A 24634-nucleotide genomic window follows, 5' to 3' on the forward strand; every position below is an offset into this window, starting at 1 on the left:
GCAGCCATGGTGCGCTGCGCTGGCCGGCAAACGTCGCCGGAGACCACAGATGGGAAAGAAGATTGCTTCGCTAGAGGACGCGCCCGCCGATGCCGCGCTGATCCGCCGGATCATCGCCAGCGGCGGGCATGAATGCGTGACCTTCACGGAAAGCCGCAAGCTGCTGCTGGCGCTGCGCAATGCGTGCTTCGACCTGCTGCTGCTCGACTGGTCGATGCCGGACCTGTCCGGGCGCGAGGTGCTGGCGTGGGTGCGCACGCATCTCGACCGGCGTGTGCCGGTGATGTTTCTCAGCGGGCGCGATGCCGAACAGGACATCATCGGCGCGCTCGCCGCCGGCGCCGACGACTACATGGTCAAGCCGGTGCGTCCCGCCGAACTGTCGGCCCGCGTGGAATGCCTGCTGCGGCGCGCCTATCCCGCGGTACAGTCGCCGCACGCGCCGCTGCGGCTGGGCGAATACGCTTTCGACTGCGCCATGCGCACAGCCACCTGCAACGGGCATCCCGTCTGCCTGACGCCCAAGGAGTTCGATCTTGCCGTGCTGCTGTTCCGCAACGAGGGCCGCATCGTCACGCGCGACCATATCACCGCCGCGGTCTGGGGGCGCGAGATCTCGTCGCTGTCGCGTACCATCGATACCCATGTGTCGCGCGTGCGCAGCAAGCTCGGCCTGCAGGCGTCGCAGGCGCTGCGGCTGACGCCGGTCTACACGCATGGCTACCGGCTGGAGCGGATCGAGCGCGCTGCCGCATGAGGGAAACATGAGGGCAGGTGCGCGCCCATGAAAAAAGGCACCCGAAGGTGCCTTTCGCCATTGGCTGCTGACCGGGTAACGATCAGAAGATGTGGCGGATACCGACGGCAGCGCCGGTCTGGTTGTTGCGGCCCGGCATTTCGGTGATGGTGCCGCCCGAGACCTTGTTGAAGTCCACGGTGCCATAGACCTGGGTGCGCTTGGACAGCGAGTACTCGGCCAGCAGCACGCCGGTGTAGCGGCGGCCGTTGTTGTCGTTCACGCCGTTCACGTTCTCGACGTAGTCGCCGTAGAACACGCCGGTCAGGGCCAGCGCCGGGGTGGCCTGGTAGGTCATGCCGATGTAGCCGATGGTGTCCTTGCGCGGGTTAGACGCGAAGTCGCCTGCCGGGATCGGGTTCTGCGTCGGACCGCCGGTGAAGTTCAGCGAAGCGTCGACCGAACCGGTGCGGTCCTTGCCGCCGATGTAGCCCAGGAAGACCTTTGCCGGGCCGATCGAGTACTTACCGGCAGCGCCCCACATTTGCTGCTTCTGGCCGGTGGTGTTGCGGACTTCCTGGTACACGCCGCCGATGCCGAACGGACCGTAGGTGTACGCGGCACGTGCGCCCCAGTACTGGTTCTGGCTCATGCTGCCCGGCTGCTCGCCGAAGCCGTAGCTGGCGCCAACGTCCAGGCCGCCGAACTTGCCGCCGTAGCTGACGACGTTGTCGTTACGGAAGTTGGTCAGGAAGAACGGCCAGGCGTTGTTGGTGTAGTTGCCGATGGTCAGCGGATCGAATTCGCCGAAGAAATTAAAGCCTTCGGTGTACTGGCGGCCCAGCTTGATGGTGCCGAAGTCGCCCGACAGGCCCACATAGGCTTGACGGCCGAACAGGCGGCCATTCTGGTTGGCACGGCCGGTGTCCGGGTCGAAGCCGTTTTCCAGCTGGAAGATCGCCTTCAGGTTGTTGCCCAGCGCTTCGCTGCCCTTGATACCCCAGCGGCTGTTGGTCACTGCGCCGTTGGTCAGTTCCCACAGGTTGTCGTTGTTGGCGCTCGAGTTCGTCTGGAAGCGGATGCTCTGGTCAACGATACCGTACAGGGTGACGGACGACTGGGCGAATGCCGAACCTGCCAACAGGCTGCCGGCTGCGAGGACGATGGCCGATTTCTTCATGGTGCTCCTTTTCTGTCTTGTACTGTTCTCCGCCGGATCACGGCAGGGACGAGGTCTACGTTTCGTGTAAACGCCGGCGAAAATTTAACAAAACGTAAGCAGTAAGGACACAAATGTCCGCCAGGCCCGGCTTTCAAGCAGGATTTTGGTGCGAATCCGTTGTCTGGCCGCTACATATTCCAGTTTTGGTGCGTTGCGCAATCGCGCATCGTGGCCCGGGCACCGGGCTGGCGCGGTCAGGGCGGGGCACAAAAGACGACAGGCCAGCACGCAGACACTGCGTGCTGGCCTGTCGCGGCACGGGATGGAGACCGGCCGCGCGGGCCGGCCGGGATCAGCCTTGCGGGATCTCGATCTTGACTTCGAGCACCTCCAGGTTGTCCTGGCGTTCGAGGCTGACGCGCAGGTCCTGGTCGCTGATCTTGACGTACTTGGAAATCACCGCCACCAGTTCGCGCTGCAGCGCGGGCAGGTAGTCGGCGGGGGCGGAATGGCCGGTGCGCTCGTGGGCGAGGATGATCTGCAGCCGCTCCTTGGCGACCGACGCGGACTTTTTCTTCTCCCCCAGCAGGAAGGAAAGGATCGACATTGGGATGAGCCTCCGGACCGTTTATTTGTTGCCGAAGATGCGGGAGAACAGCCCCGGCTTCTGGTAGTCGGTGAAGCGCATCGGCTTGTCCTTGCCGAGGAAGCGGTCCACCACGTCGCCATAGGCGTCGGCCACGTCGCTGCCTTCCAGGTGGATGGCGGGCGTGCCCTGGTTCGATGCGTGCAGCACGGCTTCGGATTCCGGCACCACGCCGATCAGCTTGATGCGCAGGATCTCCTGGATGTCGGTCAGCGACAGCATCTCGCCGCCGTGCACGCGCTTGGGGTTGTAGCGCGTGATCAGCAGGTGCTCCTTGATCGGGTCGCCGCCTTCGCTGGCGCGTTTGGTCTTGGACGACAGGATGCCAAGGATGCGGTCCGAATCGCGCACCGACGACACTTCGGGATTGGTGACGATCAGGGCCTCATCGGCAAAGTACATCGCCATCAGCGCGCCCGACTCGATGCCGGCGGGCGAATCGCACACGATGTACTCGAAGTCCATCTCGATCAGGCCGTTGATGACCTTCTCCACGCCTTCCTTGGTGAGCGCGTCCTTGTCGCGCGTCTGCGAGGCCGGCAGGATGAACAGGTTCTCGCACTTCTTGTCCTTGATCAGCGCCTGGCGCAGGTTGGCTTCGCCCTGCACCACGTTGATCAGGTCATACACCACGCGGCGCTCGCAACCCATGATCAGGTCGAGGTTGCGCAGGCCGACGTCGAAGTCGATCACGGCAGTCTTGTGGCCGCGCAGGGCCAGGCCGGCGGCAAAGCTGGCGCTGGTAGTGGTCTTGCCGACGCCTCCCTTGCCGGAGGTCACAACGATGATTTTTGCCATGGCTCTTTGGTCCAGTAATTAGGTTGAAGCTTGCGCTGCTTGATTGGGGTCCCCGATGCCGGCGCGGTTACTTGAGCCGCAGCGCCTCGAGGATCAGTTTTTCTTCGGCCAGGCGCACCTGGGCCGTCTTGCCGAGCACGTCGGCCGGGAGCGTCTGCTCCGCGGTGCGGTAGATGCCGGCGATGGAAATAAGTTCGGGCTCCATGCACGTGCTGAAGATGCGCGCGCCGGTGTTGCCCTTGACGCCCGCCAGCGCGCGGCCGCGCAGCGGGGCATAGATATGGATGTTGCCTTCGGCGATGACCTCGGCGCCATAGCTGACCACGTCGAGGATCACCACGTCGCCGTGCGCGTAGACCTGCTGGCCCGAGCGCAGCGGCTTGTCGATCACCAGGGTCTGTTGCTGGCGCAGCGCGGCGGCGACCGCGGCGTCGGTGGTGGCCTGCGCGGCGGCGCGGACGGCGTCCTCGCGCGCGGCCTGCTCGGCCGCGGCTTGCGCGGTGGCCTGTGCGGCGGCCTGTTCCGCCTCGGCGGCGGCCCGGGCCTCTGCGGCGCGCTCGGCGCCGGCCCCGCTGCCGCGGCGGCTCTGGCTGTCGAGCAGCGGCAGGCCGAAGCGCTCGGCCCATTCGCGCTGGCCCACGCGGGCCACCACGCCGATGGCGCGCGCCTTGAGCGTGGCCAGGGTCTCGATCACCGTGCCGAGCGCGACTTCGCTATCGTCCTCGAGCGCGCGCAGGTCCAGTGCGATCACGTCGTTGGAGAAGAAATCGGGAGTGGCTTCAAACCGGGAGAGGAGGTCATCCCGCAGCGCTGCCATGTCGGCGGTCTGGAGGGCGAGAAGGAGGGCATCGACGTTGCCACTGCGCAGCTCGAAGCGTGGCGATTTCTTCTGGGACATAGCCGGGTGACCGTGGAAATGCCACATTCTAACGTTCTCTTACTCGCTAACTGTAACAATTGGCGCGATCCGTGCGATCGAGCCGCGACAGGTGCCCTGCGCGTTCCATCTGCCCGCGCGTTGTGCGTCACCCGGCTCGCAACGCGGATGCCGAGTGACCGGTGGCACGCAGCGGCGGCACGCGCCACCGTAGCAATTTGCAAAGCCTTGTTACGATTGCGCCATCTGACAGCGGAGGTTCCATGAGCGCCATCGTCAATTGCGTGGCCTACCGGCAGGGCAAGCGGCTCGGCACGGTCGGCATGGAAGAGATCCCCACGGTGCTGGGCGTGCCCGGCACTTTTGTCTGGCTCGGGCTGCATGAGCCAGACCTGGCACTGCTGCGCCAGGTGCAGTTCGCCTTCGGCCTGCACGACCTCGCAGTGGAAGACGCGCTCGATGCGCACCAGCGGCCCAAGCTCGAGGCCTACGGCGATTCGGTCTTCGTCGTGCTCAACACGGCGCAACTGGTCGAAGACGAAGTGGTGGTCGGCGAGACGCACCTGTTCGTCGGTCCCAACTACGTGGTCTCGGTACGCCACGGCGCGAGCAGCGCCTACACCCCGGTGCGCGAGCGCTGCGAAGGTGATCCGCAGGGCCTGTCCAACGGACCGGGTTATGTGCTGTACGCGCTGATGGATTTCATCGTCGACCACTACATGCCGATCGTCACGCGGCTGGAAGACACGCTGGAGGACCTGGAGCAGGACATCTTCCGCGACGAGTTCGACCGGGGGGCGATCGAGGACCTGTACAAGGTCAAGCGCCAGGTGCTGCGGCTGCGCAATGCGGTCAGCCCGGTGGAAGACATGTGCAGCCAGTTGATCCGGCTGCACGAGGAGCTCGTGCCGAAGGAGCTGCGCGCCTACTTCCGCGATATCGAGGACCACGCCAGCCGGCTGGTGCGCACACTCGACGTGATCCGCGAAATGCTGACCACCGCGGTGCAGGTCAACCTGGCGCTGGTGACGGTGGGCCAGAACGAGGTGGTCAAGCGGCTTGCCGGCTGGGGCGCGATCCTGGCGATCCCCACGGTGGTGTTCAGCCTGTACGGGATGAACTTCAGTTTCATGCCGGAGCTGAAATTCCACTATGCCTATCCGGCGGTGATCGGCGTCACGGCGATGGCGTGCGGACTGCTGTGGCGGCGGCTGCACCGCGCGGGATGGATATGATCTGATCGCTGATTTATTGATGCGACGAATGATCGAGTGTTCTTCGCGTTATGGTTGATTATTCGCGACGATAATCTGGCCGCCTACCGGGGCCCGCCGCTGACTCCTACACTGGAGCAAAGAAGGCGCCGCGCCCGGAGTCCGCCATGTCGAAAGCCCGTTCCCCGCATGCCGCCGTGCTGGCCGGCATCCTTTGCGCATGGCTGTGCCTGCCGCCTGCTGCCGCCGCACCCCAGCCACCCCCTCCCGCGCAGGCGCAGACCCGCGACGCTGTTGCCGCCTATGAGGCGGGCCGCTTCGACGAGGCCTTGCGGGGCTTCTCCCGCGCCGCGCGCCAGGGCAACCGCCTCGCGCAATTCAACTACGCGATGATGCTGCTGCGCGGCGACGGCACTGCTGCGCGGCCGCAGGAGGCCTTGGTGTGGCTGCGCAAGGCGGCCGACAACGGCATGACGCACGCGCAATACACCTGGGGCGATCTTTACGAGCGCGGCGAACTGGTGCCGAAATCGCTGGAAGAGGCGAACCGCTGGTATGAGCGCGCGGCGCAAGGCGGGCACGTGCAGGCGCAGATGGAGCTGGCGACGAATTACTTCACCGGGCGTGGCGTGCCGCGCGACTACGGGCAGGCGTTTGCATGGTACCGGCGCGCGGCGAGTGCGGGGGATGGCGGCGCGCAGTACATCGTCGGCAGCTTCTATGAGCACGGCGAGCCTGGCGTGGTCGACCGGGATATCGAGCAGGCGAAGATCTGGTACGCGCGCTCGGCGGCCCGCGGGGATCCGGGGGCGCTGGCGAAGTTGCGGTCGCTGCTGGAGGAGACGGTGAGGGGAAGGGCGGGGATGTAGGCAAGAACTGCCCAACACAAACTGCCCGACACAAACTGCCCGACACACAAAGAGGAGAGCGGTTCTGGGTGCGCCAACGCCGCCCGGGCTAGCCTAAGCAAGGTGTTCTCCCTCTCCCCTCACTCATGGGGAGAGGGTTGGGGTGAGGGGTGGTCTAGCAAGCGACCACATCAAGCAAGGCCTACGGTTTTAACCTGCGGGCATCAGCTTTTGACCCTCCTGCCCTCACCCCCGGCCCCTCTCCCGCAAGCGGGAGAGGGGAGCAAACCGGCAGTGCTTGTGAGCGTCGGGCCTCAGCCCAGCTTCTTCCTCAGCAGTTCGTTCACCTGCGCCGGATTGGCCTTGCCCCTGGTCGCCTTCATCGCCTGGCCGACCAGTGCGTTGAACGCCTTTTCCTTGCCCGAGCGGAATTCCTCCACCGACTTGGCATTGGCGGCCAGCACGTCGTCGATGATCTTTTCCAGCTCGCCGCTGTCCGACATCTGCTTCAGGCCCTTGGCAGCGATGATGGCGTCGGCATCGCCGTCGTGCTCGCCCGCCCACATGGCCGGGAACACGTCCTTCTTGGCGGTGTTGTTCGACACGGTGCCGTCCGCGATGCGTGCCAGCAGCCTGGCCAGTTGCGCCGGCTTGACGGGTGCGTCGTCGATGGCGATGCCTTCGCGGTTCAGCTGCGAGGCCACGTCGCCCATCAGCCAGTTGGCGGCGGGCTTGGCGCTGGCGGCGCCGGCATCGGCGACCACGGCCTCGTAGTAGGCGGCGAATGCCTTGGTCGCGGTCAGCGTGGTCGCGTCATACGCCGACAGGCCGTATTGCGACACGAAGCGCGCCTGCATCGCGGCCGGCAGCTCGGGCAGCGCCTCGCGCACGCGCTCGATCCAGGCCGGTTCGATCTCCAGCGGCATCAGGTCCGGATCGGGGAAGTAGCGGTAGTCGTGCGCGTCTTCCTTGGTGCGCATCGCGCGGGTCTCGCCCGTGTCCGGATCGAACAGCACGGTGGCCTGCTGGATCTTGCGGCCGTCCTCGATCTCGGCGATCTGCCACTGCACTTCGTATTCGATGGCCTGCTGCAGGAAGCGGAACGAGTTCAGGTTCTTGATCTCGCGGCGGGTGCCGAATTCCTTCTGGCCGTACGGGCGCACCGACACGTTGGCGTCGCAGCGGAAGCTGCCTTCCTGCATGTTGCCGTCGCAGATGCCCAGCCACACCACCAGCGAATGCAGCGCCTTGGCGTAGGCCACCGCTTCGGCGGCGCTGCGCATGTCGGGCTCGGTGACGATCTCGAGCAGCGGCGTGCCGGCACGGTTCAGGTCGATGCCGGTCATGCCGGCAAAGTCCTCGTGCAGCGACTTGCCCGCGTCTTCTTCCAGGTGCGCGCGCGTCAGGTTGACGGTCTTCTCGTAGAACTCGCCCTTCTTGCCTTCGACCTGGATGGTGATGGTGCCGCCCTGGACCACCGGGATCTCGTACTGGCTGATCTGGTAGCCCTTGGGCAGGTCAGGGTAGAAGTAATTCTTGCGTGCGAAGACGCTGCGCGGCGCGATGGTGGCGCCGATTGCCAGGCCGAACTGGATCGCGCGCTCGACCGCGCCCTTGTTGAGCACCGGCAGCACCCCGGGCAGCGCCAGGTCCACCGGCGAGGCCTGCGTGTTGGCCTCGGCCCCGAAGGCGGTGGACGTGCCGGAAAAAATCTTGGAGGCCGTCGAAAGCTGCGCGTGCGTTTCGAGGCCGATCACCACTTCCCATTGCATGGCGGTATTCCTGTTCGGTTCTTTCGTTCTGTCTGTTGCGGCGGGGCGGCGGGCCGCCCCGGGTTCGGTCTGTCTGGCTGCGGGCCCTCGGTGCGCCTCAGGGGTCGGGGCTGGCAAGCCAGGAATCGAGTTGCGCGAGCGCCGCGGCGCGCGCCACCGCGTCGCCGCCGACGGTCACCGCGCGCGCCTTGCGCACGCCGCCGCTGTTGCTGCCAGCAGGCACGTCGCGGCGGACGTGCAGCTCGCTGGTGCCGTCAAAGCCGTGATGGGCGCCGGGGTAGATCTCCAGCCGGAAGCGCGCGTTGGGCTGTCGCGCCAGCACGGCGGACTGCAGCATGGCGCAGCGCGTGGCGGGCGTCCAGTCGTCGGCGCCGCCGATCATCAGCAGCACGGGCGCGCGCAGCCGGTAATCGTGCTGGCGTACCGCGCGCTTGCAGCCTGGGTAGAACGCGACGGCGCGCTCCACCTGCGGCGTGCCGGCTGGCCACGGACGGCTGGCGTCGACGGTGGCCAGCACCGCCTGCGCGCCGTTGGACCAGCCCAGCAGCACGATGCGCGCGGGGTCGACGCCCGGCTGGCTGCCCAGCCAGCGCAATGCGGCCAGCGCATCGGCGCGCCGCGTGCGGTCGTCGACGCCGCGGTTGTCGATCGGCTCGGTGCAGGTGCCGTGAGGCTTGCCGCGGGCGCTGAAGCTGTCCGGCATCAGCACGGCATAGCCGCGCGCGGTCAGCCACTCGGCGTATTCGCGGTAGCGTTGCTGCAGCAGCGCCGAGGCGTCGGTGCCGCCGCCGGTGGCCATGGAATCTTGCGGGGACAGCAGGCCGCCGCAGCCATGCAGCGCCACCACCACCGGCAGCGCGCGCGTGGTGGTGCCTTCGCGCGGCACGAACCAGTAGGCGGTCAGCGCCGGCGTGGCGGCGTCGCCGCGCAGCAGCACGCGCTGCGCGGGCACCGGGGCCGGGCTGGTGGCTGCCGTTGCCGGCGCGCCGCCCTGGCGCGTCACCGTGCCGGGCGCCAGCGCGCCGGCCGGCGACAGCAGCGGCGGCTGCACCAGCGCTGGCGCCGGCTGGCTGGGTGTATGCGCCGCGGCGCCGCCCGACCACGCAACCAGTCCGAGCGCCAGCACCGCGGCCGCAGTGCGGCGCGCGGCGCGGATGGCGCCGGCGGCGCTGCGGGATTGGGGCCGGAAGGCGGGCGGGCGCGGCATGGCAGCAGCGGTATCAGCGCGTGGCGGCGCAGCCGCCGCTGCCGGGCTCGAACATCACGGGCCAGGCCTGTTCATAGATGCCGGGCGTGCAACGCTGCTGGCAGTTGGCATGCGCCAGCGTGACGCGGCGCGGGTCCTGCCAGACCATCAGCTTGCAGCCGCTGCCGTCGTTGGCGCGCAGCTCGATATGCGGCCTCTTCTGGACCTGGCGGAAGTCTGCCAGGTTGAAGGTGCACGAGCCGCGCCGGCCCACCCACAGCTTCCACGACAGCTGCTGCACGGTGTTGTCGGAGACGCGCAGCTGGGCGTCCTCGCGGAAGCCGTCTTCCTCGGTGCGGCGGCAGTCGCCGGCCAGGTCGATGTCGCGGCTGGCGATGGGCGTGGGCTTGCCGATGATCGGCAGCTGGATACAGCCCGCCACCAGCATGGCGAAGACCAGGGCGGCGAGCAGCCGGAGGAAGGACGGGTTCATGGTCAGGCCTTGGCGGGGCGGCGCAGGTGCCAGTCGGTCGCCTGCTGGAAGGCGTGCGCCGCCTGCAGCAGGCGCGCTTCGTCGAAGTAGTTGCCGATCAGCTGCAGGCCCACGGGCATGTTGCCATCGCCGAAGCCGCACGGCACGCTCATGCCGGGCAGGCCGGCCAGGCTGGTCGACAGCGTGAAGATATCGGCCAGGTACATCTGCACGGGGTCCGAGGTCTTCTCGCCCAGCTTCCATGCCACCGTCGGCGCCACCGGGCCCATGATCACGTCGCACTGGGCGAAGGCGCGCTGGAAGTCGTCGGCGATGATGCGGCGGATCTTCTGCGCCTGCAGGTAGTAGGCGTCGTAGTAGCCGTGCGAGAGCACATAGGTGCCCACCAGGATGCGGCGCTTGACCTCCGGGCCGAAGCCTTCGGCGCGGCTCTTCTTGTACATGTCGAGCAGGTCGCGGTACTCGGCGGCGCGGTGGCCGTAGCGCACGCCGTCGAAGCGCGACAGGTTCGACGAGGCCTCGGCCGGCGCGATCACGTAGTACACCGGGATCGACAGCTCGGTCTTGGGCAGCGACACCTCGACCAGCGTGGCGCCGAGCTTTTCATACTCGGCCAGCGCGGCGCGCACGGCCTGCTCGACGTCGGCCGACAGGCCCTTGCCGAAGTACTCCCTGGGCAGGCCGATGCGCAGGCCCGCCAGCGGGCGCTCGGCGCTGGCGCCGGCGCGCGGCTGGCCCAGCAGGCGGGTGTAGTCCTCGTCCACGCCGCCTTGCTCCGGCGGGATGCTGGTCGAGTCCTTCGGGTCGAAGCCGGCCATGGCGTTGAGCAGCAGCGCGCAGTCCTCGGCCGAGTGCGCCATCGGGCCGCCCTGGTCCAGCGACGAGGCGAAGGCGATCATGCCGTAGCGCGACACGCGGCCGTAGGTCGGCTTGATGCCGGTGATGCCCGAGAACGACGCCGGCTGGCGGATCGAGCCGCCGGTGTCGGTGCCGGTGGCGGCCGGCGCCAGGCCGGCGGCAACCGCCGCGGCCGAGCCGCCCGACGAGCCGCCGGGCACGCGGCTCGCGTCCCACGGGTTGCGCACCGGGCCGAAATGCGAGTTCTCGTTGGACGAGCCCATCGCGAATTCGTCCATGTTGGTCTTGCCCAGCGTGACCATGCCGGCGGCGGCCATGCGCTCGACCACGGTGGCGTCGAACGGGCTTTCATAGCTGGCCAGCATCTTCGAGCCGGCGGTGGCGCGCCAGCCGCGGGTGACGAACACGTCCTTGTGCGCGACCGGCACGCCGGTAAGCGGCGCGGCCTCGCCGCGCGCACGGCGCTCGTCGGCGGCGCGCGCCTGCGCCAGGGTGCGCTCGGGGTCGACGTGGATAAAGGCGTTGAGCGCGGCGGCCTGCTCGATGCGGGACAGGTATTCGCGCGCGAGCTCCTCGGCGGAGACGGTGCGCGCGGCCAGGGCGTCGGCGAGCTGGCGCAGGGAGGTCACGGAATCAGCGGAAAAGGGCATGACAGTCGGGTTGGCATTCGGGGTGGCGTACTGGCTGGGGCGGCCGGCGCGGCAAGATTCATCCACATCAACTTCGGCAACGCGCGCGGCCGGCGCTGGTCACTCGATGACCTTGGGCACCAGGTACAGCCCGTTCTCGGTGGCCGGGGCAGGGCGCTGGTAGTCGTCGCGGCGGTCGCTCTCGGTGACGGCGTCGTCGCGCAGGCGCTGCACCATGTCGCGTACGGCCGACAGCGGGTGCGCCAGCGGTTCGATGCCGGTGGTGTCGACCGCCTGCATCTGCTCGACCAGCGAGAAAAAGTTGTTCAGCTGCGCAAGCGTCTGTTCGGCCTCGGCATCGCTGGTTTCGATGCGGGCCAGGTGGGCGATGCGCTTGACGTCGGATAGGTCGAGGGCCATGGCGTGGTGGTTCGGATGCTCGGATGCGGAAGGTGCCGGCAGGGCCGGCGGCCGGCCGTGCGGCGGTGGCGCCGCGCGTTCCGGACAGGGCGGCTCCGGGCGCTGCAACGGCGCAACGGAGACGTCGGAATTACAGGGTTTTTCAGGCCGTAAACGCCCGAAGCTGCAGGAATTATAAGGTATCATTGCGAGTTACCGACCTTTGGCAACGCCTTCGTCACTTTGACGCAAGCCGGTCCCCGGCTGGCCCGCTGTGCTGGCGGCCGAAGGCGCCCGATGGGCAAACCTGGGTCCTCTGATTAGGCCTTTGCCACCGGCCACGACATGTCCGAATGCAGCGGGTCATGGCGCGCCGGTGCCTGCACATTTCCGTGCGCATTTTCGCGAACTTCTTCGCGAGGTCTAATCAAAGGCTCCCGTAAGGCCGGCCTGCCCGGCATGACGGCGGCAGTGCCGAACCCGACTCCAATCCAGCACCCCGGCCCGGGTTCCCCGCGCCGGAGCGTGGGCGGGCCGGGAAGCCGAGAACCATTCCGTATTCAACACCAAGTACTTCGTGGCCGGGCCGCCCGCAGCGCCGGCCGCTTCGCTTACCCGCGAACACCATCACAGACAGGATTCCTGATGTTCGGATTTCTCCGCAGCTACTTCTCCAACGACCTGGCGATCGACCTCGGCACCGCCAACACGCTGATCTACATGCGCGACAAGGGCATCGTGCTGGACGAGCCCTCGGTCGTCGCGATCCGCCAGGAAGGCGGTCCCAACGCCAAGAAGACGATCACGGCGGTGGGCAAGGAAGCCAAGCAGATGCTGGGCAAGGTGCCGGGCAACATCGAAGCGATCCGCCCGATGAAGGACGGCGTGATCGCCGACTTCACCGTCACCGAGCAGATGCTCAAGCAATTCATCAAGATGGTGCACGACAGCAAGCTGCTGCGCCCGAGCCCGCGCATCATCATCTGCGTGCCGTGCGGCTCGACCCAGGTCGAGCGCCGTGCCATCCGTGAATCCGCCCTGGGCGCCGGCGCCAGCCAGGTGTACCTGATCGAGGAGCCGATGTCGGCCGCGATCGGCGCCGGCCTGCCGGTGTCGGAGCCGTCGGGCTCGATGGTGGTGGACATCGGTGGCGGCACCACCGAGGTGGGCATCATCTCGCTGGGCGGCATGGTCTACAAGGGCTCGGTGCGCGTCGGCGGCGACAAGTTCGACGAAGCCATCGTCAACTACATCCGCCGCAACTACGGCATGCTGATCGGCGAGCAGACCGCCGAAGCGATCAAGAAGGAAATCGGCTCTGCCTTCCCGGGCTCCGAAGTCCGCGAGATGGAAGTCAAGGGCCGCAACCTGTCCGAGGGCATCCCGCGCGCCTTTACCGTTTCGTCCAACGAAATCCTGGAAGCCCTGACCGATCCGCTGAACCAGATCGTGTCGGCGGTGAAGATCGCGCTGGAACAGACCCCGCCGGAACTGGGCGCCGACATCGCCGAGCGCGGCATGATGCTGACCGGCGGCGGCGCGCTGCTGCGCGACCTGGATCGCCTGCTGGCCGAGGAGACCGGCCTGCCGGTGCTGGTCGCCGAAGACCCGCTGACCTGCGTGGTGCGCGGCTCCCGCATGGCGCTGGAGCGCATGGACAAGCTGGGCAGCATCTTCTCCTACGAGTAAGCACCAGGAACTGCACGTGGCGATGCGCGGCCTGCCGGATCGTGGGATCAGGGCGGTGTCGCGGCGCCGCATCGGCCGGGGGATCGCCCCGGCAACGCCCGCCGCCCTGCGGCGCCGTGCCCCGCCGGGCGCGGCACCGCGGGCGGCGCGGTGTTTGCGGCATTCGCATGCGTGCACCGGCCAGCGTTCGGGTAAATGAATTACTCTCCTCCGCCGCTCTTCAAGCAAGGCTCCTCGGCTGTCGCCAGGCTGGTGCTCTACGTAGGCATCGCGCTGGCGCTGCTGGTGGTCGACGCCCGTTTCAATGCGCTCAGCGTGGGCCGGCAGGTGGCCGCCACGGTGCTGATGCCGGTCGAGCGCCTGGTGCTGGTGCCGCGCGACGCGCTGCGCACCGCGTTCGACTACGCGCAGTCGTCGGCGATGCTCGCCTCCGAGAACCGCGAACTGCGCCACAACGCCGTGCAGCAGGCCGAGGCCTCGGTGCGCCAGGCGCAGCTGGAGGCCGAGAACAACCAGCTGCGCAAGCTGCTGGGGCTGGCGCAGCAATCGGCCACGCCGGTGACGGCGGCCGAGGTCCTCTATGACGCGCGCGACCCCTACAGCCAGCGCATCGTGATCGACAAGGGCAGCCAGCAGGGCCTGCGCGCCGGCTACCCGGTGATCGACGAGCGCGGTGTGGTGGGCCAGGTCACGCGCGTGTCGCCGTTCCAGTCCGAAGTGACGCTGCTGACCGACAAGGACCAGGCGATTCCCGTGCAGGTGGTGCGCAACGGCCTGCGCAGCGTGGCCTTCGGCGGCGCGCGCGCGGGCCAGCTGGACCTGCGTTTCATGGCCGCCGCCGCCGACCTGCAGCAGGGCGACCTGCTGGTGACGTCGGGGCTGGACGGCATCTATCCGCCGGGGCTGCCGGTGGCGAAGATTGTCCATATCGAGCGCAAGGCCGATACCGCGTTTTCGCGCGTCTACTGCGAGCCGGTGGCCGGCGTGCGCGCGCACCGGCAGCTGCTGGTGGTGCGCCATGACTCCGCCATCCCGCCGCGCGAGTCGGTCGAGGCCAAGCCCGCGGCGCCGGTCAAGGGCGCCAAGTCTGCCGCGGCACGCGCGGCCGCGGCCAGCGCCGCGGCGGCCAAGGCGCCACCCGCCAGGGAGGGAGCACGGTGACCAACCCACAATACCTGCTGCGGCCGGTCAATCCCGCCTTCATCGCGTTCAGCTTCGTGCTGGCGTTCCTGTTCAACCTGATGCCCTGGGGCGACACGCTGTGGATCCCCGACATGGTGGCGCTGGTGCTGGTGTTCTGGAACATCCACCAGCCGCGCAAGGTGGGCATGGGCGTGGCCTTTGCGCTGGGCCTGCTGATGGACGTGCACGATGCGCGCCTGCTGGGCGAGCATGCGCTGGCCTATACGCTGCTGGCCTACTTTGCCATCACCATCCACCGCCGCGTGCTGTGGTTCACGGTCTACACCCAGGCGCTGCATGTGCTGCCGCTGCTGTTTATCGCGCACGCGGTGCCGGTGCTGATCCGGCTGGCGATGGGCGCGCCGCTGCCGGGCTGGCCGCTGCTGCTCGCACCGGGGATCGAGGCGCTGCTGTGGCCGATGGCAACCAGCCTGCTGCTGGCGCCACAGCGCCGCTCGGTCGACATCGACGAGACGCGGCCGATCTGACGCCGGACCTGACGCCAGATTTGACGCCCGCCCATCCCTAACAGGCCACGCGCAGTACCATGACCGAAATCCGCAACGTCGAACTGGAAATCGGCCGCTTCCGCATCCGCGTGGCGGCCGCGGCCCTGTTCGCCGTGATCTGCTTTGGCCTGCTGTTCGCGCGCTTCCTGTGGCTGCAGTGGTACAAGCATGACCAGTACTCGGCCCAGGCCGAGGACAACCGCATCTCGGTGGCACCGATCGAGCCCAACCGCGGCATCATCATGGACCGCAACGGGATCGTGCTGGCGCGCAATTATTCGGCGTACACGCTGGAGATCACGCCGTCCAAGCTGACCGATACGCTGGACAACACCATCGAGGGCCTGTCGGGGCTGGTGGAGATCCAGCCGCGCGACCGGCGCCGCTTCAAGCGGCTGATGGAAGAGTCGCGCAGCTTTGAAAGCCTGCCGATCCGCAGCCAGCTGACCGATGCGGAAGTGGCGCGCTTCTCCGCGCAGCGCTTCCGCTTCCCCGGCGTGGACGTGCGCGCGCGCCTGTTCCGCCAGTACCCGATGGGCGAATCGGCCTCGCACGTGATCGGCTACCTCGGCCGCATCTCGCAGCGCGACCAGGCGCGCATCGAAGCCATGGACGAGGCCAACGACGCCGACAGCGCCAAGTACGATCCGCGCAAGGACGCCGACAACTACAAGGGCACCAACTACATCGGCAAGATCGGCCTGGAGCAGAGCTACGAGACCGAGCTGCACGGCCTGACCGGCTTCGAGGAAGTGGAGGTCAGCGCCGGCGGGCGCCCGATCCGCACGCTGTCGACCGCGCCCGCCACGCCGGGCAACAACCTGATCCTGTCGCTGGACATCCGCCTGCAGCAGCTGGCCGAGGCGCTCTATGGCGACCGCCGCGGCGCGCTGGTGGCGATCGAGCCGACCACCGGCGACATCCTGGCGTTCGTCTCCAAGCCGACCTTCGATCCCAACCTGTTCGTCGAGGGCATCGATACCAATACCTGGAACGAGCTGAACAACTCGCCGGACAAGCCGCTGCTGAACCGGCCGCTCCGGGGCACCTATCCGCCGGGCTCCACCTACAAGCCGTTCATGGCGCTGGCAGCGCTGACCACCGGCAAGCGCACCGCGGCGTGGGGCATGTCGGACCCGGGCTTCTTCACGCTGGGCAACCACACCTTCCGCGACGACAAGCCGGGCGGCCACGGCTGGGTCGACATGCACAGCTCGATCGTGCATTCGTGCGACACGTACTACTACGCGCTGGCGCGCGACATGGGCGTCAACGGCATCCACGACTTCATGAAGCCGCTGGGCTTCGGCCAGATCACCGGTATCGACATCGAGGGCGAAAGCCGCGGCATCCTGCCGTCGACCGACTGGAAGCGCAAGGCCTACCGCAAGCCCGAGCAGCAAAAGTGGTATGAGGGCGAGACCATTTCGCTGGGCATCGGCCAGGGCTACAACAGCTTCACCATCCTGCAGCTGGCGCAGGCCACCTCGGTGATCGTCAACAACGGCAAGGTGATGAAGCCTCACCTGGTCAAGGCGGTCGAGGATGCGGTTACGCGCAAGCGCACGCTGACGGTGCCCAAGGAAAGCTACACGATCCCGTTCAGGCAGGCCGATATCGACGTGATCAAGCGTGCCATGGTGGCGGTGACGCACTCCGGCACCGCGGCGCGCGTGTTCGCCGGCGCGGCGTACGAGTCGGCCGGCAAGACCGGCACGGCGCAGACCTACAGCCTGGCCAAGGGCGAGAAGTACAACCACCATGCGCTGGCCGAGCACAAGCGCGACCACTCGCTGTACACCGCGTTCGCGCCGGTTGACCAGCCGAAGATCGCGATCGCGCTGATCGTCGAGAACGCCGGCTTCGGCGCCGCGGTGGCCGCGCCGATCGCGCGCAAGCTGATGGACTATTACCTGACCGGCAAGTGGCCGGCCGACCTGGAGGCGATCGCGCCGCCGGCCGGCGAGCGCGTGGCCGGCCGTCCGCCGGTGGATACGCCGAGCGTGTTCACCACCGGCCAGACCGCCAGCATCGCCAGTGCCACGGTGATGTCCTCCGGCGCGGCGCCCGCGAGTGGCGCCGCTGCCAGCGCCGTGGCCGCGGCCTCCGGCGCGCAGCCGGCGACGCCGGAAGCCATCGCCGCCGCGCTGAACGCCGGGGCAATCGCGCCGGCCTCGGCCGTCGAGACACTGGACCAGCGCATGCTGCAGGCGCTGGGCCACAGCAAGCCCGCGCCGCAGCCGGCCTCCGCCCCAGAGGTGCAGCCCGCCAGGGCGCCCGCGCCCAAACCACGCGTCAAGCCCGTGTCCGCCAAGGTGGCCAGCGGTGCCGACGCCACCCGCTGAAGGAGACGCGCATGGATCGCCGCCGCGTCATGTCGCTGATCAAGACCGCGCTGACCGGTTTTGACAAACCGCTTTCGCTGATCGTCTTCCTGCTGTTCGCCACCGGCATCGTCGCGCTGTACTCGGCCGCCATCGACATGCCGGGCCGCGTCGAAGACCAGTTGCGCAACATCCTGCTGTCGTATGTCGTGATGTTCGTGATCGCCTACCTGCCCACGCAGACGCTGATGCGGGTGGCGGTGCCGATGTACACGATCGGCGTGGCGCTGCTGATCGCGGTGGCCATGTTCGGCCTGATCCGCAAGGGCGCGCGCCGCTGGCTCTATGTCGGCATGGTGATCCAGCCTTCCGAGATCATGAAGATCTCGATGCCGCTGATGCTGGCGTGGTACTTCCAGAAGCGCGAGGGCGTGATCAAGTGGTTCGACTTCGTGGTCGCGCTGGGGCTGTTGCTGATTCCGGTTGGCCTGATCGCCAAGCAGCCCGACCTTGGCACCGCGCTGCTGGTGATGGCGGCGGGCCTGTACGTGATCTACTTCGCCGGGCTGTCGTGGAAGCTGATCCTGCCGCCGATGGCGCTGGTGGCGGTGGCGATCACGCTGCTGATCACGTTCCAGACCGACATGTGCGCGCCGGGCGTGAACTGGCCGGTGCTGCACGACTACCAGCAGCACCGCGTGTGCACGCTGCTCGACCCGACCAGCGACCCGCTCGGCAAGGGCTTCCACACCATCCAGTCGATCATCGCGATCGGCTCGGGCGGGGTCGAGGGCAAGGGCTTCCTGAAGGGCACGCAGACCCACCTCGAATTCATCCCCGAAAAGCACACCGACTTCATCTTCGCGGTCTACTCCGAGGAATTCGGCCTGATCGGCAATGCGCTGCTGCTGGTGCTGTACCTGCTGCTGATCTTCCGCGGGCTGTTCATTGCCGCCAACGCGCCGACGCTGTTCTCGCGGCTGCTGGCGGGGTCGATCACGCTGATCTTCTTTACCTATGCGTTCGTCAACATGGGCATGGTGAGCGGCATCCTGCCGATCGTGGGCGTACCGCTGCCGCTGATGAGCTATGGCGGGACGGCGCTGGTGACGCTGGGGGCGGGGGTTGGCATCCTGCTGAGCATTTCGCGGCAGAAGCGGCTGATACAGACGTAGCGCAGGCGGCGTAGAACAGGGGGCGACGGCCCCTTTGCTAAACTGCCACCCAATTTTCCTCTACCGGTCCAAGCCCATGAACGCCCAAGACGTTGCCGCCTACCTGCAGAGCCATCCCGAATTCTTCGAAGAGCACGCCGAGCTGCTGGCCGCGGTGCAGTTGACCAGCCCGCACAGCCACCGCGCCGTGTCGCTGCAGGAACGCCAGATGGAAATCCTGCGCGAGAAGAACAAGGGCCTGGAGCTGCGCCTGGCCGACCTGGTGCGCCATGGCCACGAGAACGACCGCACCCAGCAGCGCCTGCACGACTGGCAGCTGCGGTTGCTGGCCGAAGCCGATTCGCACGCGCTGCCGTACGCCGTGCAGGACGGCCTGCAGCAGGTGTTCGACGTGCCGGCGGTGGCGCTCAGGCTGTGGAGCGTGTCGGAACAGTACGCCCATATGGAAGTCGCACAGGGCGCCAGCGAAGATATGCGCCTGTTTGCCGAGGGCCTGCGCGCGCCGTACTGCGGCGCCAACAGCGGCTTCGAGGCGGCAGCGCTGCTGGAGCGAGACGATATCGTGTCGCTGGCGATGGTGGCGCTGCGCGTGCCCGTGCGCGCGGCCGATGCCGGTGCCGATGTGCAGGGCACGGCGTTCGGCCTGCTGGTGCTGGGATCGCCGGACCCGCGCCGCTTCCATGAAGGCATGGGCACCGCCTACCTGGCGCAGATCGGCGAAGTCGCCGGCGCCGCGCTGAACCGCCTGCGCAACTGAGGCCGATGCCGTGAGCGCACGCCGGCCACCGCGCCAGGCCGCTCCCGCGCCGTCGGCGGATCTGCCGGCCGATCTGCCGGCAGATCCGCTGGTCGCACGCTATCTCGACTGGCTGCGCGGCAGCCGCAAGCTGGCCGACCATACGCTCGCCAGCTATGGCCGCGACCTGCGCGTGCTGCAGGCGCATGCCGCGCGCTACGCGCCCGGCGTGGCGCTGCTGGCGCTGCAGACCCACCATGTCCGCAACTTTGCCGCCCGGCTGCATGGCAGCGGGCTGGCCGGCACCAGCATCGCCCGCACGCTGTCGGCGTGGCGCGGCTTCTACCAGTGGGCGGCGCACCATGGCCATGGCGTCGCGGTCAATCCCGTCGACGGCGTGCGCGCACCGCGATCCGGCCATGCGCTGCCCAAGGCGCTGTCGGTCGAGCACGCGGTGGCGCTGGTCGCCCACACCGCCGGCACCGATGCCCAGGCCTTGCGCGACCATGCGGTGTATGAACTGTTCTATTCCAGCGGGCTGCGGCTGTCGGAGCTGGTGCAGCTGGACCTGCGCTATGCCGACGCTGACGGCTACCAGTCCAGCGGCTGGCTCGACCTGGCTGGCGCCGAGGTGACGGTGACCGGCAAGGGCGCGCGCCGGCGCACGGTGCCGGTCGGCAGCAAGGCCGTCGAGGCGCTGCGTGCCTGGATCGCGGTGCGCGACACGCTGCTGCGCCCCGGCGCGGCGCCCGACGACGCGCACGCATTGTTCCTGGGGCCACGCGGGCGGCGGCTGTCGACGCGCACGGTGCAGCTGCGGCTCAAGCAGCAGGCGCTGGGCGCCGGCGTGCCGGCCGACGTGCATCCGCATATGCTGCGGCATTCGTTCGCCACGCACGTGCTGCAGTCGTCGGGCGACCTGCGCGCGGTGCAGGAGATGCTGGGGCATGCCAGCATCTCGACCACGCAGATCTATACCGCGCTGGACTTCCAGCACCTGGCGCGCGTCTACGACAAGGCGCACCCGCGCGCGGGACGGCGCCCGGCGCCGCCGGACGAAGCGGACGCCGACGACGAAGCCGAAGGCTAGCTCACTCCCACTGCGCCAGCACCTCGCGGAAGCGCTCGATCTCCGGCATCAGCCAGCTGCGGAAGGCCTGCACCTTGGGCAGGTTCAGCGAGCCCGGCGCACACACGAAGTACAGCAGCCACGGACACGGGATGCTGACATCGAACAGCCGCACCACGCGTCCCGCCAGCAGGTCGTTGTAGGCCAGCGACGAGCGGATCAGCGCGATGCCCTGGCCTTCCGACGCGGCCTGCAGCAGCAGCGACGAATCCTCCATCAGCAGCCCCTTGCGCGGCTCGGGCCAGTCCAGCCCGGCGGCTTCGAACCATGGCTTCCACGGATCGCCCTCGCCGCGCAGCAGCGGCAGGCCGGCCATCTCCTCCGGCTTCTGCGGCAGCCGGCCGCCGTTGAAGCCGGGGCTGCACATCGGGAAGAAGACATCGTCGAGCAGCTTTTCCACATACAGGCCGGGATAGTCGCCGCTGCCCATGCGCAGCGCGATATCGACTTCCTCATGGGCAAAGCTGACCAGCGTGTTCGACGACAGCAGCTCGACGTCGAGCTCCGGATGCCGCTCGATAAAGCTGCCGATGCGCGGCGTCAGCCAGCGCGCGGCGAACGAGGGCATGGTGCTGATGGTCAGGCGCTTGTCGCGGTTGCCGGCCTGCAGCACGCGCGTGGCATCGGCGATCTGCAGCAGCGCGTCGCGCACGCGTTCCGCGTAGACGCGGCCCGCCGGGGTCAGCGCCACGCGCTTGCCGTGGCGCTCGAACAGCGGCAGGCCGAGCTCGTCTTCCAGCGCGCGGATCTGGTGGCTGACCGCGCCGTGGGTGACGAACAGCTCCGTTGCCGCGCGCGAAAAACTCTCGTGGCGCGCCGCCGCCTCGAATGCACGCAGGGCGGTCAGCGCCGGCAGGCGCGGCAGCTCGCGGTGCCAGCCGCGCGGCAGGTCCTTTTCCCAGGCACTTTTCCAGGCCATGACAGCCTCCGTCGAAATCGGGTGTATGTGAGATTGTCTAACAAGAACGCCCAAAATATATCGTTTTGATAGTGCCCGGACAATCACTAATATTCCTTCACCGGCCCCCCGCTGTCGCGTTTCCCTTTAGGGCAAATTCCACTGGATTTAACTGGCCTGGTCCCCTTGCCGGGCCAGTTTCGGCGGAATCGTTGCCATGGTGCGACAGTCCGGAGCGATTGCCTCCGGGCCGGATGAACGGAGAACCCTGATGAAAACCGTGCTCACAACGACCGTGTTCACCCTGAATCCTGGCGAAGTCACCGCGCTGTCGGTGCACACCGCCCAGCGCCTGCATGTCGAGAAAGCCAACGGCACCGACGTATGGCTGACGCGCGAACGCGATTCGGAGGACTACTGGCTGCGTTGTGGCGGCAGCCTGTTGCTCGGCGCCGGCGACGAGGTGGTGGTCAGCATCGACCCGCGCGCGCAGGAACCGGTACGCCTGGCGCTGATCGCCGAGGCGCGCCGTCCGGCGCTGGCGCTGGCCGATGTGCCGCACGTGGTGTACCGCAGCCTGCGCCGGCTGGTTCGAGGCACGGAATGGACGCCTAACCAGGACCAGGCCGCCGCATCCTGAAGCCGACGTGGAAGCGGACGGGGCTGCGTCTGCGTCACACCGGCGCCGCGCGCATCTGCGCCTGGCCTGGTCGCGTGACGCAAGCGACGACTCCCCGCCGCCGCGCGGCTGACGGGGTCAATGCAGGGCCGGCGCAAGCCGGCCCTTTTCGTTACACTCTCGCCATGCATCCGATTCAGATCATCGAACGCGGCCGCGAGGACTATCAGCCGTGTTTCGACGCGATGCGCGCCTTCACCGCCGCACGCTCCCCCGAGACACCCGACCAGATCTGGCTGGTCGAGCATCCGCCGGTCTACACGCAGGGCCAGGCGGGCGACCCCGCACACCTGCTGTCGCCTGACGACAACATCCCGGTGGTGCAGATCGATCGTGGCGGCCAGATCACCTATCACGGTCCGGGCCAGGTGGTGGCTTACCTGCTGCTCGATTTGCGCCGCCGCCACCTGATGGTGCGCGAGCTGGTCCACGGGATCGAGCAGGCAGTGCTGGACACGCTCGCGGCGTATAATCTCGCAGCCGAACGCAAGCCCGGCGCCCCCGGCATCTACCTGTCCGACGGACCGCACCAGGGCGCCAAGATTGCCGCGCTCGGCCTCAAGATCCGCAATGGCTGCAGCTACCACGGCGTCAGCCTCAACGTGCAGATGGACCTGTCGCCGTTCCTGCGCATCAATCCCTGCGGCTATGCCGGACTGGAAACGGTCGACATGGCTACCGCGGGCGCCACCTGCCCGGTGGCGGATGCCGATGGCGCCCCCATGCCCGTGACCGCGGCACGACAAACCGACATCGCACAGCGCCTGGCGGCTGCATTGTGCGAAGTGCTGGCAGCGCACGAATCCCGCGTGCTGGCGGCAGAAGCCGCCGACGTGAATGCCGACCCGGCCCTGGCCTCCTAGTCAAAAGCGAAATGCACGCTGAGCGCGTGCGGAGAAATGTATGAGCGACGCCCTGATCGCCACTTCCAGCGAAGCCCCGCAGTCCCCCGCGGAGGCGTACGACCCGACCCGCAAGCAGAAGTCGGCCGACAAGACCGCACGCATCCCCATCAAGATCGTGCCGGCCGAAAAGCTCAAGAAGCCGGACTGGATCCGCGTGAAGGCCGCCACCGGCAATTCGCGTTTCTATGAGATCAAGGACATTCTGCGCGCCAACAACCTGGTGACGGTGTGCGAGGAAGCCAGCTGCCCCAATATCGGCGAATGCTTCGGCAAGGGCACGGCCACCTTCATGATCATGGGCGACAAGTGCACGCGCCGCTGCCCGTTCTGCGACGTCGGCCACGGCCGCCCCGATCCGCTGGACGTGAACGAGCCCGGCAACCTGGCACGCACCATCTCCCAGCTCAAGCTGAACTACGTGGTGATCACCAGCGTCGACCGCGACGACCTGCGCGACGGCGGTGCCCAGCATTACGTGGATTGCATCTCGCAGACGCGCGAGCTGTCGCCCAACACCCGCATCGAAGTGCTGGTGCCCGACTTCCGCGGCCGCCTGGACAAGGCGCTGGACATCCTGCAGGCCTGCCCGCCGGACGTGATGAACCACAACATGGAAACCGTGCCGCGCCTGTACAAGCAGGCCCGCCCGGGCGCGGACTACGCGCACTCGCTCAAGCTGCTGCAGGAATTCAAGCGCCGCAACCCCGACGTGCCGACCAAGTCCGGCCTGATGGTCGGCCTGGGCGAGACCGACGAGGAAATCCTGGAAGTCATGCGCGACATGCGCGCGCACGACATCGACATGCTGACCATCGGCCAGTACCTGGCGCCGTCGAACCACCACCTGCCGGTGCTGCGCTACGTGCACCCGGACACGTTCAAGATGTTCGAGGAAGAGGCCTACAAGATGGGCTTCACCCACGCTGCCGTGGGCGCGATGGTGCGCAGCTCGTACCATGCCGACCAGCAGGCGCATCAGGCGGGGTTTGCCTGATCGGGCAGGACTGAGCGGAATCGCAAAACGGCCGGGAAATATCCCGGCCGTTTTGCTTTCCGGCTAGCATTGCCTCATCCGCATGAGGACGGACTAAACTAATGAGACTTAGTTTATCGAGGCCGCCATGCAGACCGTCAACATCCATGAAGCGAAGACCCACCTGTCGCGACTCGTTGAACAGGCCGCCAAGGGCGAGCCATTCGTGATCGCCAAGGCCGGCAAGCCGCTGGTCAAGGTCGTCGCGCTGAATGCTCCGGAGGCGAATGCCGTGAAGCGCTTGGGATTTCTTGCAGGGCAGGTCGCGGTGCCCGACGATTTTGACCGCATGGGCGCCGGCGACATCGAAAAGCTGTTTGGTGACGACGCATGAAGGTGCTGCTCGATACGCACCTTCTGCTATGGGCGGCGGGGCTGCCCGAGCGCTTGTCGCCCAAGGCCCGTTCACTGCTTGAAGCACCCGATGCGCAACTATTCTTCAGCGCCGCCAGCCTTTGGGAGATCGCGATCAAGCATAGCCTGGGCCGGGCGGATTTCCGGGTCGATGCCCGGCTGCTGCGGCGTGGCTTGCTGGATAACGGATACAGCGAATTGCCGGTGGCCAGTGCGCATGCGGTCGTCATTGACTGCCTGCCCGCCATCCACAGGGATCCGTTCGATCGCCTGCTGGTGGCCCAGGCGACGGCTGAAGGCATCACATTGCTGACATCCGATGCCTTGGTCGCGCAGTATCCCGGCCCGGTTCAGCTGGTCTGAGGAAACGGCTCGGTAGCGAGCCGGTAGCGCTTCGCTGTTT

The 24634-nt window shown here is 67.6% G+C and carries 24 protein-coding genes and 1 pseudogene; 15 read left to right on the forward strand and 10 right to left on the reverse strand.

What is annotated here, in order from left to right:
- Nucleotides 1-49: 49 nt before the first annotated feature.
- Nucleotides 50-757 carry a response regulator transcription factor gene (locus JTE92_RS12530; RefSeq protein WP_063239934.1) on the forward strand — a complete coding sequence of 236 codons (708 nt, stop codon included), beginning with the start codon at nt 50-52 and terminating at the stop codon, nt 755-757.
- 82 nt (nt 758-839) lie between these two features.
- Here the strand turns inward: JTE92_RS12530 and JTE92_RS12535 are convergent, their stop codons facing one another.
- The 4 genes from JTE92_RS12535 to minC all read right to left on the reverse strand — a co-directional run bounded on the left by JTE92_RS12535 (nt 840) and on the right by minC (nt 4240).
- Nucleotides 840-1916, reverse strand: coding sequence for a porin (locus tag JTE92_RS12535; RefSeq protein ID WP_063239933.1), 1077 nt, complete (start codon nt 1914-1916; stop codon nt 840-842).
- A gap of 334 nt (nt 1917-2250) precedes the next feature.
- Nucleotides 2251-2505: a cell division topological specificity factor MinE gene (gene minE, locus JTE92_RS12540; RefSeq protein WP_006164360.1), complete on the reverse strand. Its 255-nt coding sequence runs from the start codon at nt 2503-2505 to the stop codon at nt 2251-2253.
- A gap of 21 nt (nt 2506-2526) precedes the next feature.
- Nucleotides 2527-3342 carry a septum site-determining protein MinD gene (gene minD / locus JTE92_RS12545; RefSeq protein WP_029047801.1) on the reverse strand — a complete coding sequence of 272 codons (816 nt, stop codon included), beginning with the start codon at nt 3340-3342 and terminating at the stop codon, nt 2527-2529.
- 67 nt (nt 3343-3409) lie between these two features.
- On the reverse strand, nt 3410-4240 hold the full coding sequence (minC, locus tag JTE92_RS12550) for a septum site-determining protein MinC (RefSeq protein ID WP_063239932.1): 831 nt from the start codon (nt 4238-4240) through the stop codon (nt 3410-3412).
- A gap of 242 nt (nt 4241-4482) precedes the next feature.
- Between minC and JTE92_RS12555 the strand changes: the two genes are divergently transcribed.
- Nucleotides 4483-5454, forward strand: coding sequence for a magnesium and cobalt transport protein CorA (locus JTE92_RS12555; protein WP_063239931.1), 972 nt, complete (start codon nt 4483-4485; stop codon nt 5452-5454).
- A 146-nt stretch (nt 5455-5600) separates the two neighbouring features.
- Entirely contained in the window at nt 5601-6302 is a 702-nt protein-coding gene (locus JTE92_RS12560) for a tetratricopeptide repeat protein (protein ID WP_063239930.1), read from the forward strand.
- A 293-nt stretch (nt 6303-6595) separates the two neighbouring features.
- Here the strand turns inward: JTE92_RS12560 and gatB are convergent, their stop codons facing one another.
- The 5 genes from gatB to gatC all read right to left on the reverse strand — a co-directional run bounded on the left by gatB (nt 6596) and on the right by gatC (nt 11639).
- Complete coding sequence (gene gatB, locus JTE92_RS12565; protein ID WP_063239929.1) at nt 6596-8053, reverse strand: Asp-tRNA(Asn)/Glu-tRNA(Gln) amidotransferase subunit GatB; 1458 nt, start codon at nt 8051-8053, stop codon at nt 6596-6598.
- Between the two features lie 97 nt (nt 8054-8150).
- Nucleotides 8151-9260 carry a dienelactone hydrolase family protein gene (locus JTE92_RS12570; RefSeq protein ID WP_063239928.1) on the reverse strand — a complete coding sequence of 370 codons (1110 nt, stop codon included), beginning with the start codon at nt 9258-9260 and terminating at the stop codon, nt 8151-8153.
- 13 nt (nt 9261-9273) lie between these two features.
- A complete protein-coding gene (locus JTE92_RS12575; RefSeq protein ID WP_063239927.1) occupies nt 9274-9732 on the reverse strand; it encodes a hypothetical protein in 459 nt (152 codons plus the stop codon).
- 2 nt (nt 9733-9734) lie between these two features.
- Nucleotides 9735-11240, reverse strand: a complete 1506-nt coding sequence (gatA, locus tag JTE92_RS12580; protein WP_063239926.1) for an Asp-tRNA(Asn)/Glu-tRNA(Gln) amidotransferase subunit GatA — start codon at nt 11238-11240, stop codon at nt 9735-9737.
- A gap of 99 nt (nt 11241-11339) precedes the next feature.
- Nucleotides 11340-11639 carry an Asp-tRNA(Asn)/Glu-tRNA(Gln) amidotransferase subunit GatC gene (gene gatC, locus JTE92_RS12585; RefSeq protein ID WP_063239925.1) on the reverse strand — a complete coding sequence of 100 codons (300 nt, stop codon included), beginning with the start codon at nt 11637-11639 and terminating at the stop codon, nt 11340-11342.
- 624 nt (nt 11640-12263) lie between these two features.
- Here gatC and JTE92_RS12590 point away from each other — a divergent pair.
- The 7 genes from JTE92_RS12590 (at nt 12264) to JTE92_RS12620 (ending at nt 20323) form a co-directional block, all read left to right on the forward strand.
- Nucleotides 12264-13307, forward strand: coding sequence for a rod shape-determining protein (locus JTE92_RS12590; protein WP_063239924.1), 1044 nt, complete (start codon nt 12264-12266; stop codon nt 13305-13307).
- Nucleotides 13308-13502: 195 nt separating this feature from the next.
- Nucleotides 13503-14468, forward strand: coding sequence for a rod shape-determining protein MreC (mreC, locus tag JTE92_RS12595; RefSeq protein ID WP_063239923.1), 966 nt, complete (start codon nt 13503-13505; stop codon nt 14466-14468).
- Nucleotides 14465-14977, forward strand: coding sequence for a rod shape-determining protein MreD (mreD, locus tag JTE92_RS12600; RefSeq protein ID WP_063239922.1), 513 nt, complete (start codon nt 14465-14467; stop codon nt 14975-14977). Before mreC ends, mreD begins: the two co-directional genes overlap by 4 nt.
- Before the next feature lie 59 nt (nt 14978-15036).
- Nucleotides 15037-17343, forward strand: a complete 2307-nt coding sequence (mrdA, locus tag JTE92_RS12605; RefSeq protein WP_063239921.1) for a penicillin-binding protein 2 — start codon at nt 15037-15039, stop codon at nt 17341-17343.
- A gap of 11 nt (nt 17344-17354) precedes the next feature.
- A complete protein-coding gene (gene rodA, locus JTE92_RS12610; protein WP_063239920.1) occupies nt 17355-18497 on the forward strand; it encodes a rod shape-determining protein RodA in 1143 nt (380 codons plus the stop codon).
- A gap of 76 nt (nt 18498-18573) precedes the next feature.
- Nucleotides 18574-19254, forward strand: coding sequence for a DUF484 family protein (locus JTE92_RS12615; RefSeq protein ID WP_063239919.1), 681 nt, complete (start codon nt 18574-18576; stop codon nt 19252-19254).
- Between the two features lie 10 nt (nt 19255-19264).
- The gene (locus tag JTE92_RS12620; protein WP_063239918.1) at nt 19265-20323 is read left to right on the forward strand and encodes a tyrosine recombinase XerC; all 1059 of its coding nucleotides are present in this window, start codon (nt 19265-19267) and stop codon (nt 20321-20323) included.
- Between the two features lies 1 nt (nt 20324).
- On the opposite strand, the gene JTE92_RS12625 is transcribed toward JTE92_RS12620, so the two are convergent.
- Entirely contained in the window at nt 20325-21281 is a 957-nt protein-coding gene (locus JTE92_RS12625; RefSeq protein WP_063239917.1) for a transcriptional regulator GcvA, read from the reverse strand.
- Between the two features lie 250 nt (nt 21282-21531).
- Here JTE92_RS12625 and JTE92_RS12630 point away from each other — a divergent pair, with 250 nt between their 5' ends.
- The 5 genes and pseudogenes from JTE92_RS12630 to JTE92_RS12650 all read left to right on the forward strand — a co-directional run bounded on the left by JTE92_RS12630 (nt 21532) and on the right by JTE92_RS12650 (nt 24594).
- Nucleotides 21532-21900, forward strand: coding sequence for a DUF2917 domain-containing protein (locus tag JTE92_RS12630; RefSeq protein WP_063239916.1), 369 nt, complete (start codon nt 21532-21534; stop codon nt 21898-21900).
- Between the two features lie 164 nt (nt 21901-22064).
- Nucleotides 22065-22769 (forward strand): annotated as a pseudogene (gene lipB, locus JTE92_RS12635) (lipoyl(octanoyl) transferase LipB); the annotation flags it as partial.
- A 73-nt stretch (nt 22770-22842) separates the two neighbouring features.
- Nucleotides 22843-23838, forward strand: a complete 996-nt coding sequence (gene lipA, locus JTE92_RS12640; protein WP_063239914.1) for a lipoyl synthase — start codon at nt 22843-22845, stop codon at nt 23836-23838.
- Nucleotides 23839-23965: 127 nt separating this feature from the next.
- Nucleotides 23966-24211 (forward strand): type II toxin-antitoxin system Phd/YefM family antitoxin, encoded by a 246-nt coding sequence (locus JTE92_RS12645; protein WP_063239913.1) that lies wholly within the window; start codon nt 23966-23968, stop codon nt 24209-24211.
- Complete coding sequence (locus JTE92_RS12650; protein ID WP_063239912.1) at nt 24208-24594, forward strand: type II toxin-antitoxin system VapC family toxin; 387 nt, start codon at nt 24208-24210, stop codon at nt 24592-24594. The genes JTE92_RS12645 and JTE92_RS12650 overlap by 4 nt, the downstream gene beginning before the upstream one ends.
- The last annotated feature ends 40 nt before the right edge of the window (nt 24595-24634 follow it).

Origin of the sequence: Cupriavidus oxalaticus (assembly GCF_016894385.1) — a bacterium.
GTDB lineage: Bacteria > Pseudomonadota > Gammaproteobacteria > Burkholderiales > Burkholderiaceae > Cupriavidus > Cupriavidus oxalaticus.

Excerpts from the sequence above, each read along its gene's own strand:
- JTE92_RS12530 (WP_063239934.1), top strand. The coding sequence starts at position 50 with ATGGGAAAGAAGATTGCTTCGCTAGAGGACGCGCCCGCCGATGCCGCG.
- JTE92_RS12535 (WP_063239933.1), bottom strand. The coding sequence starts at position 1,916 with ATGAAGAAATCGGCCATCGTCCTCGCAGCCGGCAGCCTGTTGGCAGGT.
- minE (WP_006164360.1), bottom strand. The coding sequence starts at position 2,505 with ATGTCGATCCTTTCCTTCCTGCTGGGGGAGAAGAAAAAGTCCGCGTCG.
- minD (WP_029047801.1), bottom strand. The coding sequence starts at position 3,342 with ATGGCAAAAATCATCGTTGTGACCTCCGGCAAGGGAGGCGTCGGCAAG.
- minC (WP_063239932.1), bottom strand. The coding sequence starts at position 4,240 with ATGTCCCAGAAGAAATCGCCACGCTTCGAGCTGCGCAGTGGCAACGTC.
- JTE92_RS12555 (WP_063239931.1), top strand. The coding sequence starts at position 4,483 with ATGAGCGCCATCGTCAATTGCGTGGCCTACCGGCAGGGCAAGCGGCTC.
- JTE92_RS12560 (WP_063239930.1), top strand. The coding sequence starts at position 5,601 with ATGTCGAAAGCCCGTTCCCCGCATGCCGCCGTGCTGGCCGGCATCCTT.
- gatB (WP_063239929.1), bottom strand. The coding sequence starts at position 8,053 with ATGCAATGGGAAGTGGTGATCGGCCTCGAAACGCACGCGCAGCTTTCG.
- JTE92_RS12570 (WP_063239928.1), bottom strand. The coding sequence starts at position 9,260 with ATGCCGCGCCCGCCCGCCTTCCGGCCCCAATCCCGCAGCGCCGCCGGC.
- JTE92_RS12575 (WP_063239927.1), bottom strand. The coding sequence starts at position 9,732 with ATGAACCCGTCCTTCCTCCGGCTGCTCGCCGCCCTGGTCTTCGCCATG.
- gatA (WP_063239926.1), bottom strand. The coding sequence starts at position 11,240 with ATGCCCTTTTCCGCTGATTCCGTGACCTCCCTGCGCCAGCTCGCCGAC.
- gatC (WP_063239925.1), bottom strand. The coding sequence starts at position 11,639 with ATGGCCCTCGACCTATCCGACGTCAAGCGCATCGCCCACCTGGCCCGC.
- JTE92_RS12590 (WP_063239924.1), top strand. The coding sequence starts at position 12,264 with ATGTTCGGATTTCTCCGCAGCTACTTCTCCAACGACCTGGCGATCGAC.
- mreC (WP_063239923.1), top strand. The coding sequence starts at position 13,503 with ATGAATTACTCTCCTCCGCCGCTCTTCAAGCAAGGCTCCTCGGCTGTC.
- mrdA (WP_063239921.1), top strand. The coding sequence starts at position 15,037 with ATGACCGAAATCCGCAACGTCGAACTGGAAATCGGCCGCTTCCGCATC.
- rodA (WP_063239920.1), top strand. The coding sequence starts at position 17,355 with ATGGATCGCCGCCGCGTCATGTCGCTGATCAAGACCGCGCTGACCGGT.
- JTE92_RS12615 (WP_063239919.1), top strand. The coding sequence starts at position 18,574 with ATGAACGCCCAAGACGTTGCCGCCTACCTGCAGAGCCATCCCGAATTC.
- JTE92_RS12625 (WP_063239917.1), bottom strand. The coding sequence starts at position 21,281 with ATGGCCTGGAAAAGTGCCTGGGAAAAGGACCTGCCGCGCGGCTGGCAC.
- JTE92_RS12630 (WP_063239916.1), top strand. The coding sequence starts at position 21,532 with ATGAAAACCGTGCTCACAACGACCGTGTTCACCCTGAATCCTGGCGAA.
- lipA (WP_063239914.1), top strand. The coding sequence starts at position 22,843 with ATGAGCGACGCCCTGATCGCCACTTCCAGCGAAGCCCCGCAGTCCCCC.
- JTE92_RS12645 (WP_063239913.1), top strand. The coding sequence starts at position 23,966 with ATGCAGACCGTCAACATCCATGAAGCGAAGACCCACCTGTCGCGACTC.
- JTE92_RS12650 (WP_063239912.1), top strand. The coding sequence starts at position 24,208 with ATGAAGGTGCTGCTCGATACGCACCTTCTGCTATGGGCGGCGGGGCTG.